Source organism: Mycolicibacter sp. MU0102 (genome assembly GCF_963378105.1).
GTDB classification, from domain to species: domain Bacteria; phylum Actinomycetota; class Actinomycetes; order Mycobacteriales; family Mycobacteriaceae; genus Mycobacterium; species Mycobacterium holstebronense.
This window is the reverse complement of record NZ_OY726398.1, coordinates 327,266-341,776: the sequence shown is the minus strand read 5'-3', so window position 1 is coordinate 341,776 and position 14,511 is coordinate 327,266. Positions and strand designations below refer to the sequence as shown.

The following is a 14,511-nucleotide window of genomic DNA, read 5'->3' as shown; positions in this document are numbered from 1 at the left end:
GGCCCCTCGAACTGAAACAATAAATTCGGCGTTATTCACAACCCGGGGGCTTTGAAATCAGCGACCCGCCAGTCGGCCCTCGATTGCGCGTACCACGTCGACCTCCCGGTCTCGAACGGCGCAAGCCACCTCGACGAACCGCGCCACCAGCGGGCTGGGTTCATCGTGCAGCCAGCCGACCGCCACCACAGATCCCGGCCAGTCGTCGATCGGCAGGCATCGCACCCCCGGCGCCGGCAGGTACTGCGTGACTGCCGCACTGGTAATTGCGACCGCCATCCCAGCCTGAACCAGCTGTGCCTCCTCGGTGACCGAGTTGATCGGGAACCGCTGGGCCGCAGTCGCGTCATCACGCACGGCATCCAGACACCAGAATGCACGGTGATCCTCATCGGTGGTGTCGGTGACCGTGATCGGGTCGTCGATGAGATCGCGCACCGATACCGAAGAGCAGCCGGCAAGTCGATGGTTGGCGGACACCATCGCGACGACCGGGTCGACGAACAGTGGCTCCGTCTCGATATCGGGGGTGCTCACCGGCAACCGCAGCAGCGCCACATCACTGACTCCCGACGCCAGCCCGGCCGACGGATCGCCGATCGGGAACTCACGCATGGTGACGTCGACGCCGGGATACTCACGACGGAACTCGTCGACGATCAGGCCGGTCAACTCCAGTGCGCCACCGGGGCCAAAACCCAGCCGCAGCGTCCCGGACAGTCCGCGGACCGCCCGTGCGATATCGGTGATCGTGGAATCCATCGCCGCCAGCATCGCCTGCGCCCCGGCCAAGAAGATTTCGCCGGCCGGAGTGAGCGTGACCTTGCGAGTCGTGCGGTTCAACAGTTTGGCACCGGCCCACGCCTCGAGTTCCTTGATCTCGCGGCTAAGCGCCTGCTGGGTCATACACAGGCTGGTGGCGGCGCGGCTGAAATGCAGCTCCTCGGCAACCACAACGAAGTGGCGCAGCTTGCGGGTGTTGATGTCGATACCGGCGAATATAGACGCATAACCTGCGACTTCGACCGAGATCTTGCGACGTTCGTTCACATTGAACTAAACTGGTCGTACAGTTCATTTATGGAAGGGTGAGAGCATGAGCGTTTGGTTCATCACAGGAGCTTCCCGCGGTTTCGGCCTGCAGATCGCACGCGATTTGCTGGACCGCGGCCACCAGGTGGTCGCGACCGCGCGTGACGCGGCAACCGTCACCGACGCGCTCGGCGACAGCGCCAACGTGCTGGCCGTGGCACTGGACGTCACCAACGAAACCCAAGCCCAGCAGGCCGTGCAGGCGGCAGTGGACCGCTTCGGTCGTATTGACGTGCTGATCAACAACGCCGGTCGCGGGCTGTTGGGCGCGGTCGAAGAGGCCACCGATGCAGAGGTTCGTGCCGTCTACGAGACCAACGTGTTCGGCCTGTTGACCGTCACCCGCGCGGTCACCCCGGTACTGCGGGCGCAGCGGTCGGGCACCATCGTCAACATTTCGTCGGTGGGCGGGTTCGTCAGCTCACCGGGATGGGGCGTCTACGCATCCACCAAGTTCGCCGTCGAAGCACTCTCCGAGGCGCTATATGCCGAGCTGCAGCCCCTGGGAATCCACGCAATGGTGGTCGAGCCCGGCTACTTCCGCACGGACTTCCTGGACTCCTCCAGCTTGCAGGTCCAGCAGCACACCATTGACGACTACGCCGCCGGGCCAGCCGGCAAGATGCGCGTGACCGCGGGCGAGCGCAACCACGACCAGCCCGGCGACCCCGTCAAGGCGGCCGCAGCCATCATCGCCGTGGTCGAATCCGAGCGGCCCCCGGTGCGCCTGCTGCTGGGCAACGACACCATCGCCGCGGTCGAGGGCAAGCTCGCCCACGTCCAAGCCGAATTGGACCAGTGGCGCGACGTCTCGGCCTCGACCGACTTCGACGATGTCGCCTGAAACCGTCGGTGGGGCGGCCGAATACACCTTCGCCCGCCCCACCGGCGCCCGCAGCGATCGCATCCATCAGGCCATCTTGGATGCGACCGCCCAACTCCTGGACGAGGGCGGTTATGCCGCCACGACCGTCGACGCGATCGCGGCCCGGTCCGGGGCCAGCAAGGCCACCATCTACAAGCACTGGCCGTCGCGCACTGCGGTGGCCGCCGAGGCTTTCGGCACGATGATGGCCCAGGATCTGCCGTTGCCGGACACCGGAAGCGCCGTCGGCGATCTCACCGAACAGGTGGTGCGAGTCTCGGCGTTCTACGCCAGCGCCCGCGGCAACGTGTTCGCGCAGTTGCTCGCCGCTGGCGTGGAGGATGCGGCGGGCGCGGTCTATTGCCGGGAGTACTTTCTCGACGGTCGCCGCGCCGCCATCACCGAACTGTGGCAACGGGGCGTCACCCGCGGCGATGTCGATTCCGACATCGCAATCGACGACATCATCGACCTACTGTTCGGGCCGCTCATCTTTCGTCGCATGACCGGGCATTACCCGCTCACCGAGGACCACGCGCGGCGGCTGGCTGAAGTCGCGCTGCGCGGCGCACTCGCGCCAAACGCCCCCCAGGCCGGCTGATCCCGCCACAATCACCGGTATGGGTCTGTTTCCGAAACCGCACGCCACCCTGACCGACGCCGAGGTCGCCGATGCACTGGGCCGCGCGGTCGCGGTGATCGATCCGCTGCTCGACCTGCTCGCCGAGGCTGATCCGATCGGACTGCGTAAACGCTCTCACCGGCTGCTGCGGCCAGCGCATGGCGTAACGCATCGCATCCGCCGATTTCGGCTGTGGCGGCGTCGCCACGAGGCCGGTCGCGGTCCCAGCGCCACCAACCGCGCCTTGAACGCGGGGGCACAGCTCATCAACGCCGCGGATCTGCCCGGCACCGCGGCCTGGGAGCGGATGAGTCGCGAGCAACGCGTGCACTGGTGGGTGCACCGGGTCGGTGCGATCAACACCCTGGTGGTCGCCTCCCCCGGCGCGTTCGGATTGCTGGCCAGGCTGGTCCCGGTGGGCGAGCTGGCGGGATTCGTCAATCACGCCATCGTGTTGTGCGCGCTGGCCCGCGAGTACGGCGTCACCGACCGGCGTGAGCAGGCGCGGTTGCTCGCCGAAGTGTTGTGCGGGCGGCATCTGCCCGAGACCGTGGAGGTACCAACACAACCCGATCCCGCACCGCTTCCCGTAACACCACCGCCGGGGTGGAAGCCGCTGGCGTCGATCACGTCGTCGACTCCGGTGGTGATCACCCGGACGGTGTGGCAATTGGCCGGCATCCTACGGGCGACATTCGACGAGGTGAGCAAGCGTCCGCACCCGAAGAAGCTCTACCAGCGCCTCGGTTCGTTGCCCGGATTCGGTTTGATTGCGGGCTATTTCGGCGAGCGGGGTGCGCTGATTCGAGCAGCCGAACAAGGTGTGACTTGGCTCGAGGCCCACGAACGTGGTGTCGATCCCAGCGGGACCGGCGAGATAAGCCCGCTTTAGAAAACTCGGATCCAGTCGACGAGCATCTCCGCGGGATAGCTGCCCGGTCGAGGATCGCCGCCGCCTGAACCGGCCACCGCGAGGTTCAGCACCGAAAATACTTGGTAGCCGGGGTTATTGAATGGCCAGTCCGCGATCGAATTCGCCGGAACGGTGAAGTAGGGCGCCGCACCGTCGACGTAGTCGCGCCAGAAGCGGATACCGTCGGCGTCCCAGCGGCACCGCCAGGTGTGCCAGGCGGAGTCCATCGAAATCTGTTGGGTCGCCCATTCGGCACCGTTCGCTCTCGTATGGACGGTGGTCGCCGACGGCCAACTGCCGTTGCCGTACCACTCCAGCACGTCGATCTCGCCTTGATCCTCGTTGCCCATCCACCAGGCGGGCCAAGCCCCGGCAGTGAGGCAGTTCAGCTTGATCCGGGCTTCCCAGGTGTGTCCGATACCGCCCATCCAGCGGCTCTGGATTTTGCCGCTGTAGTAGGTATCGCCGTCTTTGGCGGCGCGCAGCACAAGGTTCGACTTGCCGTCGACGAACACGTTCTTGCGATCGTCGCGGTATTGGCCGACGTTCTCGGGACGCTCCCAAAACGTCGGGTCTTTCATCGATTCGCGGGCCTGCGCCACCGCCCACTTTGACGGGTCCGGCGCGGAACCAGCCGGGCCATCGAATTCGTCGCTGAAGAGGTAGGTCTGCGACGGGGCGGCGGGCAGTGGATCGACGGGCCCCGGCCGGGCCCATGCCTCCGGCTGGCGCATCGCGGCGGCCAGCATGCCGATTCCCGTCGTCAACATCAGGCTGCGTCGATTCATCTCGGCCACCCTGGCATGAAACCACTACAGCGGCCTGGGCATCAATGGCAGAAGCCCCGCACGCCGGAAGGCGTGCGGGGCTTCTGTTGCGTTTGTCGCGAACGACTAGCCGGCTGCCGGAGCAGCGCCGGCGCCGCCCTGGCCACCAGCACCCGGGTTGGTCCCGTTGTTGTCGGAGCCGACGGCGCCCGGAGCACCAGCGGTCTCGCCGGAGGCGCCACCGGCACCGCCGTGGCCACCGTCGCCGGCCGTGAGCCCGCCGGAAGCGCTACCGCCCGTACCACCGGTACCACCGTTGCCACCGGTCGCAGTGGCGCTGTCGCCGCCAGCGCCACCGACGCCACCCGTACCGGACGCCAGACCGTTGGAGCCACGAGCCCCACCCGCGCCACCGGCACCGCCGTTGCCGCCGTTGCCCGAGGTCGAGTCGCCGCCGGCACCACCGGTGCCACCGGTACCGCCTGTGGCACCGAACCCAGCCGTACCGCCGGCGCCACCGACGCCACCGTTACCACCGGTGCCGATCGTGCCGGCGGTGCCACCGAGGATGCCCGCGGTTCCAGCCTTCGCACCGGCCGCACCGCCTTCACCGCCGACGCCGCCGTTACCACCGTTGTTGTTGAACGTGGTGTTGGCGACGGAGCCGTCGCCACCGGCGCCACCAGTGCCACCGGCGCCACCGGCGCCGGAGTTGCCGCCGCTACCGATAAGCGTGCCACCGTTGCCACCGTTGCCACCGTTGCCGGCGTTGCCACCCTTGGCACCGGTCTCCGCGGCCGTCGTGTTGGTTGCGTTGTCCCCCTTGGCTCCAGTACTGCCGGCACCGCCGACGCCACCATCGCCACCTGCACCCAGCAATGCCGCAGCGCCACCGTTGCCGCCGTTGCCACCATTGGCGGCACCGACGCCACCATTGCCACCGTTGCCCAGCAGTGAACCGCCGGCGCCACCGTCGCCACCGTTGTTGGTGCCTTCGATCACGTTGCCCTCGGCGTCCTTGATGGCACCCAGCGCGCCAGCGCCGCCGTCCCCACCGTTGCCGATCAGGCCGGCGTCACCACCGGCGGAACCGGCGATGCCGTTGCCACCGTCGCCGAACAGCAGACCGCCGTTGGTAGCCGCAGTCAGCACACCGTCGTCGCTAAGCGAGGCGTTAACACCGTCGCAGATCAAGCCGCAGCTGTCACCGAACGCGAACAGCGTGTTGATGCCGGTCGCATCGAAGATCGGAATCAGCATGTCGCCCATGGAGTGGATGCCGTTGTAGATCGAGTCGTAGATGCCTTCCAGCCCAGTGCTGTCTGCGGCGCCGGGCAGGGCCAAGTCGAAGCTCGAGCCGTCAAATCCCGCAGCGCCGTCGGACGAGTTGTCCCAACCGAGCGAGCTCAGCACATCGCCGAAGTCGAAGTCGAAGTCCGCGTTGGCGGCCGGTGCAGCGGCGAGCGGGCTCAGGCCCAGCGCCAGGAAAGCACCCACGGCGCCCCCAGCGCCTACCACGCGCCGACGCGCGCCGCCGTTGTGACGTTGACTCATCAAAGAAATCCCCTCCTGTGGACTTGCCGTCAGGCAGTCGTGTCTCCCTCAGCGTCGCCTTAGATGGCGAGCGAAGGGGACGCTACCTCAGCGAAACTCATTCGCGCCGGACCTTGCTCCACCTTGACGGGTGTCGAGTTTCTCGCCAATGCCGCTGAGCTGCAACGGATTCCAGGCACACTTCCGATTATGTGACGCAAATCACATTCCGACTCGCCGTGCCGGGTGCGGCTTCCGCTGCCCTACCGACCAGTAACCAAGACGGCGGACTTGACCGAAATCCTGTGAAACACAGCCTGTTTCGTAAAGTTTTCCGGCACCAGGGCGGAAGCAAAAGAACCCGTGTCGCGATTAGTGCACGATCTCCCGCGGGCCGCAACCAGCGCACAAGTCACACCGGTAGACGCCTCTAGAACACCTGCACCGAGTCGATCAACATGTCCGCCGGGCAGCTGCCTACCCGGGAATCGGGCGACTGCTAGCCGGCCGCCGGAGCAGCGCCGGCGTTATCGTGCGCCGATACCCAATGAACTCGTGACAGCGACGTCCTAGAAGACCCGCACCCAGTCGATCAGCATGTCGGCCGGGTAGCTGCCCACTCGGGCGTCGCCGCCGCCGGATCCGCCGATGGCCAGGTTCAGGATCGGGAACACCGTGTAGCCGGGGTCGTTGAACGGCCACTCCCGGCCCGGCTCATCGATGTTCTCGATGCCGACCGCCGGGACGGAGAAGTAGGGCTCCATGCCCTCGACGTAGTCCTGCCAGAAGTACATGCCGCTCTGGTTCCAGGTGACGCGCCAGTTGTGCCAGTTGCCGTCGACCGGGAACGCGAAGGTTTCGAACGCGGTGCCGTAGGGGTTGGCGTGCACGGTGGTGCCCGAGGGCCACTCGCCGTTGCCGTACCACTCCATGAGGTCGATCTCGCCCTCACGGCCCGGGTCGTCGTTGGACAGCCACCATCCGGGCCAGCAGCCCGCGGTCTGGCAGTTCAACTTGATGCGGGCTTCCCAGGTGGTACCGATGCCGCCGCGCCAGTTGCCGTGCACCAGGCCGCCGAAGAAGGTGTTGCCTTCCTGGGTGCCCCGGATCACCAGGTTGGAGTTGCCGTCGAGGAAGACGTTCTTGCGGCTGTCGCGGTACTGGTAGAAGTACTCGGGCCGGTCCCAGCCCACCGGGCGACGGATCGGGGTGCGGTGGTTCGAGATCGTCCACTTCGAAGAGTCGGGAGCCGAGCCAGCCGGGCCGTCGAACTCGTCATGCCAGATGAAGGCCGCGGGCTTGGCGGCGGCGGTCGGGGGCGTCCCAGGCGAAGCCGGGTCGCCCGGCGCTCCAGGAACCGCGGGAACGGCTCTGGCCTGGGGGGTGGGTGCTGCGGCAGCCAATGCGCCGGCACCCAGCATCATCATGACCTGACGGCGGTTCATCTCGGGCACGGTGGCAATCTAACCCACACCGCACCGGTGTCAAACAAGACAAGCCCACCCGCGTGGCCTATGTCACCTCTAGGTTGTCTCGCTGCCGTCGGCACTGTCATCGAGCACACCGACGGCGATCCCGTAGGGCAGGAACCGCACCCGGCGTTTCGGGTCGGGATTGCGCTGGCTGGCCCGCAGCGCGTCGATCTCGGTGGCGTAGACCTGCTCGACCCGCGCCGCCCCGTCGTCGCCGACGGTATAGATGGCCCAGACTCCATCACCGGTCTCGCCGGTGGTCGCCGGCTCAGCCCGCGCGGCCCGGGCGATGTCGGCGAAGATCGCACCCCAGCCGGCCCGGTGGTCCCCGGCGGAGCCGAACGTGCCGGAGAACCGGTCGAACGCCGCACGCAGTCCCTCGCCAGCCTCACGCATCATTCGGTCCAAATCCTCGGAATCGAATCCGAAGGCGCCGCTGTCGCCCATTGCGAGCCCCTTTCACCCTGGTCGCCACACCCCAGTGTGCCTGCGTAGGACGGATCCGGCCACGGTCTCAGGCGACGACGGCCGGCGCGGCTAGTTCTGCGGAACCGTAATCGGGATCGGAATCGGCACCAACGGAATGTGCAGATATTCGGTGGTCATCGGCACGGTCGTGGTCGGCGGCACCGTGGTGCTGGGTGGTTCGCTGGTCGTCGGCGGAACCGTCGTGGTCGGTGGCGTCGTGGTCGTCGTGGGTGGCGCCGTTGTGGTCGTCGTGGTGCTGGTCGGCGGCGCGGTGGTGGTCGTCGTGGTGGGTGGCGCCGTGGTGGTAGTCGGCGGCGGCTCCGTTGTGGTCTGCGGCGGCGGCGTTGATGTCGTGGCCACCGGCGGCGGCACGACGCTGGGCTGCGGCGGCGCACTGGGCGTCGGGGTCGGCGGCACCACGGCGCTGGTTTCGGGAACAACCGGCGTCTCGTCGTCCTGGCCCCGGGTCAAGCTGTAGAGCGCCCCGGCAACCGCGATCAGCGCCACCACGATCCCCACAAACAGCACCACCCGCGGTAGCCGCGAAGGTGCTCGACGGCCTGGGATCGGCGCAGCAGGCACCGAAACCGTCGGCCGGCGTCCGGTACTCAGATCCTGGTCGTAGTAGGGGTCTTCGGCATAAGGAACGTAGGGCACCGGTTCGGCACCAGCACTGCCGTCCTCCTGCGACCAGGCGAACGCGTCCACGACGCCGGAACCCGCATCCGAGGGCACCGTCGGCGCCATCACGGTTGCTCCGATTGCCTCGGCTTCCTGGGTGGCATCGTCGGCTTGCGGGTCGTACATATGCTGCTTACCTTGCATCGACAACGGCGGTCGTGACCACGATAGGGGGACGGCGGGGCGTGCCACCACCGCCGAGACCATAGGGTTATACAACCGTTAGCGGCAACGACTTTCGGGTGCGGAACACGAAATCGGCGCCGCTGCTGACCTTGGTCACCATCACCTCGGGCAGTTCTTTTGCCGCACTGTCGGTCTCGGTCAGCCGGGCCGTCCACTCGCTGTCAGACCCCTCGACCTCCACCCGCAGCAGCGGGTTCACGGCGGTCGCGATGGCCTGCAGCGGATTGACGTCCTGCGGCGAGCACAGCGCGATCCAGGCGCTGTCGTCGTGTGCGGGCGAGGGGTGCACCGCGATGGTGTTCTCGCCGATGTCGGCGCGCACGTAGCCGATCGGATTGAGCAGCGGGTGCAGTTCGAAGGTGCGCAGCGCGCCGTCGATGTCTGCGGGAAGGTTCAGCGCGTTCTTGATGCGCTGGGCTCCCAGCCCGGCCAGGCCGGTGAGCTGGCGCCGGCCCACCGATGCGGCCAGCTCGTCGGAGTTCGCCCGGGCGCGCACCGCGAGCGCGAAGGACAGGTAGAGCAGGTGCATCTGCAGGCACACCTCGTCGGCGATGCGGACCAGCGCCGAATGGGAGAACGCGGTGAAGTCGACGTCGGTCAACAGCGGTCCGGAATAGTCCGCCAAACCTTCGTCGGAGGCATCGATGTCATCGAGTTGCCAAGTGGCGGCTTTGCTTTCGCTGATCACCGCCAACGCGGGAATCGGCTGGGCCGGAGGGTATGACTCGTCGATGATGACGGTCCAGTGGCAGTGCGGTTGCCGGTCCGATGGCGTGCGAGGCGGCCGGTGCACCGGACGGCACTGGGCGTGGACGTTGGTGGCCACCGCGGTGGCGTCGAAGGTCGGGTCCTCGATGGTGTGGCACATGCCGAAGACGTAGTCGTCGCCCATCGGCTCCACATCGAGCAGCGCGCCGCAGCTGGCCAGCTCGAACTCGCCGTTCCAGCGGTCATGGACGGTGAAGCGAAAGTCCATGAACTGCGGCGGGGAACCGATGTCGAACTGCAGGCCCTTGAAGATGGTGAACACGTCGGTGCCGGTGTAGCCCAACGCGCGCTGCATGCGCTGGGTGTAGATGGGGCTGGCGCCCGCCCACTCCTCGATGGCGATCTGCACCATTTCTTCGCGGCCGAACTCCGAGATGCACCAGGCCATTCCGGAACGGTCAATCATGTGCCCGATCAACAGCAGTTCGGGCACGAGCACAGCCAACTCGTCACGGGACAGCGACGCATACCTGGATTCGGTCACGGGCTAAAAAATAGTTGGGTCTATGTTATAAAGTCAACAATGACTATTTCCGCTGGTTCCGCTCGGGCTTCGGGGCCCTCTGGGCCGACCCGGCGAACCAGCGCGCCCCGTAAGCGCGGTGACGACACCCGCGCGCGGATCATCGACGAGACGGTGCGCTGCATCACCGAAGAGGGGTTCGGCGCGGCGACCGCCAAGCACGTCGCCGAGCGGGCCGGGGTGACGTGGGGGGTCATCCAGTACCACTTCGGGGACCGCAACGGCCTGTTGATGGCCGTGGTCGACGACGGGGTAGCCGAACTGCTGACGAGCCTGTCCGCCGTCGACGTGAGCGAGCTGGGGCTGCGGGAGCGCATCGAAGCCGTCGTCGACACCGCGTGGCGCTGCTATGCCAGCCCGACTTCGCTGGCCGCGTTCGAGATACTGCGGGCCACTCGCGGCAGCTTGGGCGAGCAGTCCCACGAGCACCTGATGCAGATGAACACCGCGATCAACAGGTTGGGCCGGTTGGTTTCCGACGACCCCGCGGATTCCGGTGTGGCCGAGGTGATCTGGGCAGCGCTGCGGGGAATTGTGTTGGCGCAGATGATCATGGGCGTGCCCATTGACTGGCAGACGGAGCGGCGAGTGTTGCTCGACATGGTCGCCCACTACCTGCAACGCGATCGCGGTTAGCCGATCAGGCGCTAGCCGGTCCGCCAGTGCGTAGGCAAAGGCTGACCTTCGCGCTGCCGGGTGTGATACGCCCAGGACGACGCCAGCCAGCCACTGCCATTGGTCAGTGTCGTGATCGGCTTGCCATCCTGATCGTCGTTCTTGCCGTTGGTCTTCTGGTTGCGGCGACTGTTGTTGTCGGGCGTTGCGCCTTGGCCCGCAGTCGTTCCCATCATCGCCTCCTGGCACGCCATTCCCGGCGGTAGTCCAGCGGCAACCGGCATGGGGGTCTCGGCGGCGGCCAGCGTGAAGGCGATGGGCTTCATCTCCGGGGCCGCGGTCGCCCAGCTCGGCGGCACCGACAGCCCACCCACCGGGATCGCCCTGCCGACGCCCGGCCCCGTCACCGGCGTGGTGGACGCCGACAACACCCCGCGCGGCCCGATCCCCTCGAAGGTCAACGCACCCTCGGCCCCACCGCGGACGTACACCAGCCGTCCCCAGCCGGCACCGTTGCTCACCACGGTGTACAGGCTGGAGTCAAAACTCAGCCCGCTGGAAGCGATGCTGCTGAACGGCGTCACCTGGCCCAGTTCGGAGGTGAAGGTTTCCCACCAGGTCGGCGGGTCCGATGCGGCCGCCGGATTCGCGAACTGCTGCAGCGTCGACTGGGCCAATGCCTGGCCGTTGCCGGCTGCCGCGTGCGATACCGCCGCGGACTGGGAGCCTGGCCCGGCCGGGTTGGTGGTCTGCGGCGGCTGCTCGAGTTGCGGTAGTGAGCTTGCCGGCATCGCCGCCGCCGCGTAGCCGTACATCGCGACGGCGTCTTGAGCCCACATCTCGGCGTATGCCGCCTCGGTCGCGGCGATCGCCGGGGTGTTCTGGCCGAAGAAGTTGGTGGCGACCAGGGTGGCAAGCAGGGTCCTGTTGGCGGCTACCACCGTCGGCGGGACAGTGGCGGCGAAAGCGGCTTCATAGGCGGAGGCAACCACTTTGGCCTGGATCGCGGTCTGCTCGGCGTTGGCAGCGACGGCCTGCAGCCACGCCACGTAGGGAGCCGCCGCGGCGGCCATCGCGACCGATGTCGGGCCGGACCACGCGTGACCGATCAGACTCGAGATCGCCTCGGAGTAGCTGACCGCGGCAGTCTCCAGTTCGGCGGCCAGGGCATCCCAGGCGGTCGCCGCGGCGAGCATCGGAGCTGCCCCCGGGCCGGTGTACATCCGGCCGGAATTGACCTCCGGGGGGAGGAACGCGAAGTCCATGTCGTTGAGGAATTAACCTGCGGCGGGCGGACGTGGCACCACGGTGCGGCGATGAGCGGCCGCGCGCGATGTCGCCGCACCCAGACCGCGACCGGCCAGGGTGCCGAGCATGGTCTCACCGAACGCCCCGCCGGGCACCCCTCCGCCCAGGGCCGGCGCCGCCGCCACGGCCGGGGTTGGTAGTGGCGCTCCCGCCGAGGTCAGCGTGACCGGCATCGCCCAGCCGTGGGGCACCGACAACGCCCCGATCTTGAGCGCAGTACCGGCGGTCGCCGACGACCCCACACTGCCCAGTCCGGCCCCCAAGCCGGCGCTGCCGAGTCCGGTTTTGCCCAGTCCCAGCCCGCCCAGACCCAAACCGGCCGGGCCGATCTTGGGTGGGTGCAGGATTTCGTCGAGGCCGCCGGGGTTCTCCGCCTGAAAGGCTGCCAGGCCGATCCCGTTGTTGACGTTGCTGAGCATGTTCGCCGTGCCCGACCAGCCGGTCATCGTGGCGCTCAGGCCCTGGGTGGCCAAGCCGGTGAACGGCGATATCTGGCCGATGATCGAAATCAACGAACTGAAGATGTCGGTGGCCGCACCGTTGCCGGCCGCCGCGACCCCGGCCTGGGCAACCGCCGCGGACTGAGCGGACTGCCCCGCCGCGTTGGTGGTCTGCGGCGGCGGGTTGAACGTGGTCAACGCCGATGCGGCCGCCGAGGAACTGGCGTAGCGGTACATCGCGGCCGCGTCCTGGGCCCACATCTCGGCGTATTGGCGCTCGGCTTCGGCGATCGCCGGGGAGTTCTGCCCGAAGAAGTTGGTGGCAACCAGCTGCTTGAGCAGGACGCGGTTGGCGGCGATCACCGGTGGGGGCACCACTGCGGCCACCGCCGTCGCGTAGGCCTCCGCCGCGGCGGTCGCCTGGCGAGCGGTGGTTTCGGCCTGAGCGCCGGCGCCCCGCAGCCAGGTCACGTACGGGGCCGCGGAGGCTGCCATCGCCGTCGCTGCCGGGCCGGTCCACGGGCCGGCAGCCAGGCCTGAGGTGACCGAGTCGTAGGACGCCGCGGCGGTGTTCAGCTCGGCGGCGAGGTTCTCCCACGCAGTGGCGGCGGACAGCATGGAACCGGATCCGGGGCCGGCGTACATGCGTCCCGAATTGATCTCCGGGGGCAGGACCCCGTAGTCCAGGTACACGATGTCTCCTCGCTCATGGCACTGGCGCTAGGTACGCCAGGGGCCTGCAGCGGTTGCGAACGGCTATTCCGATCCTTACGAAACGGCATGCAGGTGAACCGAAGGTTAAGGCGAAGTGGTCGGCAGGGTGGCGAGTAAATGAACTGTTAGGCGGCCGTCTACCGGCGCGACGCATCCGGCGCACACCGTACCGATGGTGTTCACCGATGGTTCATTTACTTGCCGCTGACGGTTAATTCAGGTCAGTAATGCTGTTGTCACTGTGATAAATCCACGATGGGCTTTGGTCGCGATCGGTGCTACGGCACTGGTCAGCGCCGCGCCGGCATACGCCGAACCGGACCCCGACGCCATGTTCATCAGCGCGATCGAGCAGGCGGGGATCGAATACACCAATCCGGCTGACGCCGTCGCCGTCGGCCGGGAGGTCTGCGCCTACCTGGGCGCGGGACATCACTCAGATTCCGCGGCACGCGCCGTGCGGATCTCGAACCGCAGCATGTCGGTGAAGAACGCCGCCCGGTTCGTGACGTACTCCCAAGTGGCGTTCTGCCCCGACTCGATCACCGATTGACGAAAAGGAAGACGATGACGGTTCGCATGCCCCGCACACTCGCAGTGAGCGCCTTCGCGGTGGCCGGTCTGCTGGGTCTGGCCGCACCGGCGGGCGCCGATACCGATGACAACGGCTTCCTCGGCGCCCTCGACAAGATGGGTATCTCCTACCCCGATGCCGCCGACGCGGTGGCCGGCGGGCATTCGGTGTGCGAATACCTCGCCGGGGGGCACTCGCCCAATCAGGCGGCCAAGGCCGTGAAGAACGCCAACCCCAGCCTCACGCTGACCAGGGCGTCGCAGTTCGTCAGCATCGCGCGAGCGTCGTACTGCGAAGAGGGCTGAGGAGCTACTTCGCGATCGCGATGACCGCGCCTGGGCGCAGCCACTGAATGATCTGCACCAGCTTGGCGTCGTCGATCGCCACGCAGCCCGCGGTCGGGCCTCCGTCGGTGGTGTGAAAGAAGAAGCCTGCGCCGTCCCCGGGGGTGCGGGCGGTGTTGACCCCCATCACCACAGCGTGTTTGTACTGCGGGATTTCGAGGTTCTCACTCTCGCTGGTGTCGAACGCGCATTGCGCCTTCTTGCACACCTGCATGGTGTTAAACGTCGGGCTGTGGTCGTCGCCGTCCCACCAGTGATCGGCCCCGACCTGGACATATTGCAGCCCCCCGCCGGGATTCGGCGCGGTGCCGAACGCATACGGCAGGGTGAAGACGCCCATCGGGGTGGCCGGGTATCCGCTCTTTGCCTTGGCTGCCATGCCGGCCGAACCGACGTGGGTCGCGATCCCGGCGGCCACCGGCTGCCAGCCCGTCGCGCTGCGCTGATAGACGTCCATCTTGGCGTCCGAACCGCCTACCCCGACAACCGAAATCACCTGATTGGCGTTGCCTACCGAACGGGCAAACCATGGGATGGCGTCGGCTTGGGCTCCTGGAGCCGCGGTCAGCGCCGCGGCAGCCGTGCACAGGGCAGCGCTGAACAAGCTCACAAGTCGGCGCATTCAC

The 14,511-nt window shown here is 67.4% G+C and carries 16 protein-coding genes; 6 read left to right on the top strand and 10 right to left on the bottom strand.

Annotation, left to right across the window (positions count from 1 at the left end; translation table 11 throughout):
• Positions 1-57: 57 nt before the first annotated feature.
• A complete protein-coding gene (locus tag RCP37_RS01605; RefSeq protein ID WP_308485313.1) occupies positions 58-1,050 on the bottom strand; it encodes a LysR family transcriptional regulator in 993 nt (330 codons plus the stop codon).
• A 46-nt stretch (positions 1,051-1,096) separates the two neighbouring features.
• On the opposite strand from RCP37_RS01605, the gene RCP37_RS01600 reads away from it, so the two are divergent.
• The 3 genes from RCP37_RS01600 to RCP37_RS01590 are packed head-to-tail and all read left to right on the top strand — an operon-like array spanning position 1,097 to position 3,471.
• A complete protein-coding gene (locus RCP37_RS01600) occupies positions 1,097-1,936 on the top strand; it encodes an oxidoreductase (protein WP_308485312.1) in 840 nt (279 codons plus the stop codon).
• Complete coding sequence (locus RCP37_RS01595; protein WP_308485311.1) at positions 1,926-2,558, top strand: TetR/AcrR family transcriptional regulator; 633 nt, start codon at positions 1,926-1,928, stop codon at positions 2,556-2,558. Before RCP37_RS01600 ends, RCP37_RS01595 begins: the two co-directional genes overlap by 11 nt.
• Before the next feature lie 19 nt (positions 2,559-2,577).
• On the top strand, positions 2,578-3,471 hold the full coding sequence (locus RCP37_RS01590) for a hypothetical protein (protein WP_308485310.1): 894 nt from the start codon (positions 2,578-2,580) through the stop codon (positions 3,469-3,471).
• On the opposite strand, the gene RCP37_RS01585 is transcribed toward RCP37_RS01590, so the two are convergent.
• The 6 genes from RCP37_RS01585 to RCP37_RS01560 all read right to left on the bottom strand — a co-directional run bounded on the left by RCP37_RS01585 (position 3,468) and on the right by RCP37_RS01560 (position 9,851).
• Positions 3,468-4,289, bottom strand: coding sequence for a glycoside hydrolase family 16 protein (locus RCP37_RS01585; protein WP_308485309.1), 822 nt, complete (start codon positions 4,287-4,289; stop codon positions 3,468-3,470). The genes RCP37_RS01590 and RCP37_RS01585 overlap by 4 nt on opposite strands.
• A 96-nt stretch (positions 4,290-4,385) precedes the next feature.
• On the bottom strand, positions 4,386-5,813 hold the full coding sequence (locus tag RCP37_RS01580) for a hypothetical protein (protein ID WP_308485308.1): 1,428 nt from the start codon (positions 5,811-5,813) through the stop codon (positions 4,386-4,388).
• A 548-nt stretch (positions 5,814-6,361) separates the two neighbouring features.
• A complete protein-coding gene (locus RCP37_RS01575) occupies positions 6,362-7,237 on the bottom strand; it encodes a glycoside hydrolase family 16 protein (RefSeq protein ID WP_308487232.1) in 876 nt (291 codons plus the stop codon).
• Between the two features lie 78 nt (positions 7,238-7,315).
• Positions 7,316-7,711, bottom strand: coding sequence for an Rv0313 family protein (locus tag RCP37_RS01570; RefSeq protein ID WP_308485307.1), 396 nt, complete (start codon positions 7,709-7,711; stop codon positions 7,316-7,318).
• A 90-nt stretch (positions 7,712-7,801) separates the two neighbouring features.
• A complete protein-coding gene (locus tag RCP37_RS01565) occupies positions 7,802-8,539 on the bottom strand; it encodes a hypothetical protein (RefSeq protein ID WP_308485306.1) in 738 nt (245 codons plus the stop codon).
• An 85-nt stretch (positions 8,540-8,624) separates the two neighbouring features.
• The gene (locus tag RCP37_RS01560; RefSeq protein WP_308485305.1) at positions 8,625-9,851 is read right to left on the bottom strand and encodes a hypothetical protein; all 1,227 of its coding nucleotides are present in this window, start codon (positions 9,849-9,851) and stop codon (positions 8,625-8,627) included.
• Between the two features lie 39 nt (positions 9,852-9,890).
• Here RCP37_RS01560 and RCP37_RS01555 point away from each other — a divergent pair, with 39 nt between their 5' ends.
• The gene (locus tag RCP37_RS01555; RefSeq protein WP_308485304.1) at positions 9,891-10,526 is read left to right on the top strand and encodes a TetR/AcrR family transcriptional regulator; all 636 of its coding nucleotides are present in this window, start codon (positions 9,891-9,893) and stop codon (positions 10,524-10,526) included.
• 11 nt (positions 10,527-10,537) lie between these two features.
• On the opposite strand, the gene RCP37_RS01550 is transcribed toward RCP37_RS01555, so the two are convergent.
• Entirely contained in the window at positions 10,538-11,770 is a 1,233-nt protein-coding gene (locus tag RCP37_RS01550; RefSeq protein WP_308485303.1) for a PPE family protein, read from the bottom strand.
• 12 nt (positions 11,771-11,782) lie between these two features.
• Positions 11,783-12,946 carry a PPE family protein gene (locus tag RCP37_RS01545; protein WP_308485302.1) on the bottom strand — a complete coding sequence of 388 codons (1,164 nt, stop codon included), beginning with the start codon at positions 12,944-12,946 and terminating at the stop codon, positions 11,783-11,785.
• A 283-nt stretch (positions 12,947-13,229) separates the two neighbouring features.
• Between RCP37_RS01545 and RCP37_RS01540 the strand changes: the two genes are divergently transcribed.
• Together RCP37_RS01540 and RCP37_RS01535 are read left to right on the top strand one after the other, a co-directional pair.
• Positions 13,230-13,520: a DUF732 domain-containing protein gene (locus RCP37_RS01540; protein ID WP_308485301.1), complete on the top strand. Its 291-nt coding sequence runs from the start codon at positions 13,230-13,232 to the stop codon at positions 13,518-13,520.
• Positions 13,521-13,534: 14 nt separating this feature from the next.
• Positions 13,535-13,846 (top strand): DUF732 domain-containing protein, encoded by a 312-nt coding sequence (locus RCP37_RS01535; RefSeq protein ID WP_308485300.1) that lies wholly within the window; start codon positions 13,535-13,537, stop codon positions 13,844-13,846.
• A gap of 4 nt (positions 13,847-13,850) precedes the next feature.
• On the opposite strand, the gene RCP37_RS01530 is transcribed toward RCP37_RS01535, so the two are convergent.
• Positions 13,851-14,507: a L,D-transpeptidase family protein gene (locus RCP37_RS01530; RefSeq protein ID WP_308485299.1), complete on the bottom strand. Its 657-nt coding sequence runs from the start codon at positions 14,505-14,507 to the stop codon at positions 13,851-13,853.
• Positions 14,508-14,511 lie beyond the last annotated feature (4 nt).

Bases quoted from the DNA above. Each gene is read 5' to 3' on its own strand.
- RCP37_RS01600 (WP_308485312.1), top strand. From the start codon at position 1,097: ATGAGCGTTTGGTTCATCACAGGAGCTTCCCGCGGTTTCGGCCTGCAG.
- RCP37_RS01595 (WP_308485311.1), top strand. From the start codon at position 1,926: ATGTCGCCTGAAACCGTCGGTGGGGCGGCCGAATACACCTTCGCCCGC.
- RCP37_RS01590 (WP_308485310.1), top strand. From the start codon at position 2,578: ATGGGTCTGTTTCCGAAACCGCACGCCACCCTGACCGACGCCGAGGTC.
- RCP37_RS01580 (WP_308485308.1), bottom strand. From the start codon at position 5,813: ATGAGTCAACGTCACAACGGCGGCGCGCGTCGGCGCGTGGTAGGCGCT.
- RCP37_RS01575 (WP_308487232.1), bottom strand. From the start codon at position 7,237: ATGAACCGCCGTCAGGTCATGATGATGCTGGGTGCCGGCGCATTGGCT.
- RCP37_RS01570 (WP_308485307.1), bottom strand. From the start codon at position 7,711: ATGGGCGACAGCGGCGCCTTCGGATTCGATTCCGAGGATTTGGACCGA.
- RCP37_RS01565 (WP_308485306.1), bottom strand. From the start codon at position 8,539: ATGTACGACCCGCAAGCCGACGATGCCACCCAGGAAGCCGAGGCAATC.
- RCP37_RS01555 (WP_308485304.1), top strand. From the start codon at position 9,891: ATGACTATTTCCGCTGGTTCCGCTCGGGCTTCGGGGCCCTCTGGGCCG.
- RCP37_RS01550 (WP_308485303.1), bottom strand. From the start codon at position 11,770: ATGGACTTCGCGTTCCTCCCCCCGGAGGTCAATTCCGGCCGGATGTAC.
- RCP37_RS01535 (WP_308485300.1), top strand. From the start codon at position 13,535: ATGACGGTTCGCATGCCCCGCACACTCGCAGTGAGCGCCTTCGCGGTG.
- RCP37_RS01530 (WP_308485299.1), bottom strand. From the start codon at position 14,507: ATGCGCCGACTTGTGAGCTTGTTCAGCGCTGCCCTGTGCACGGCTGCC.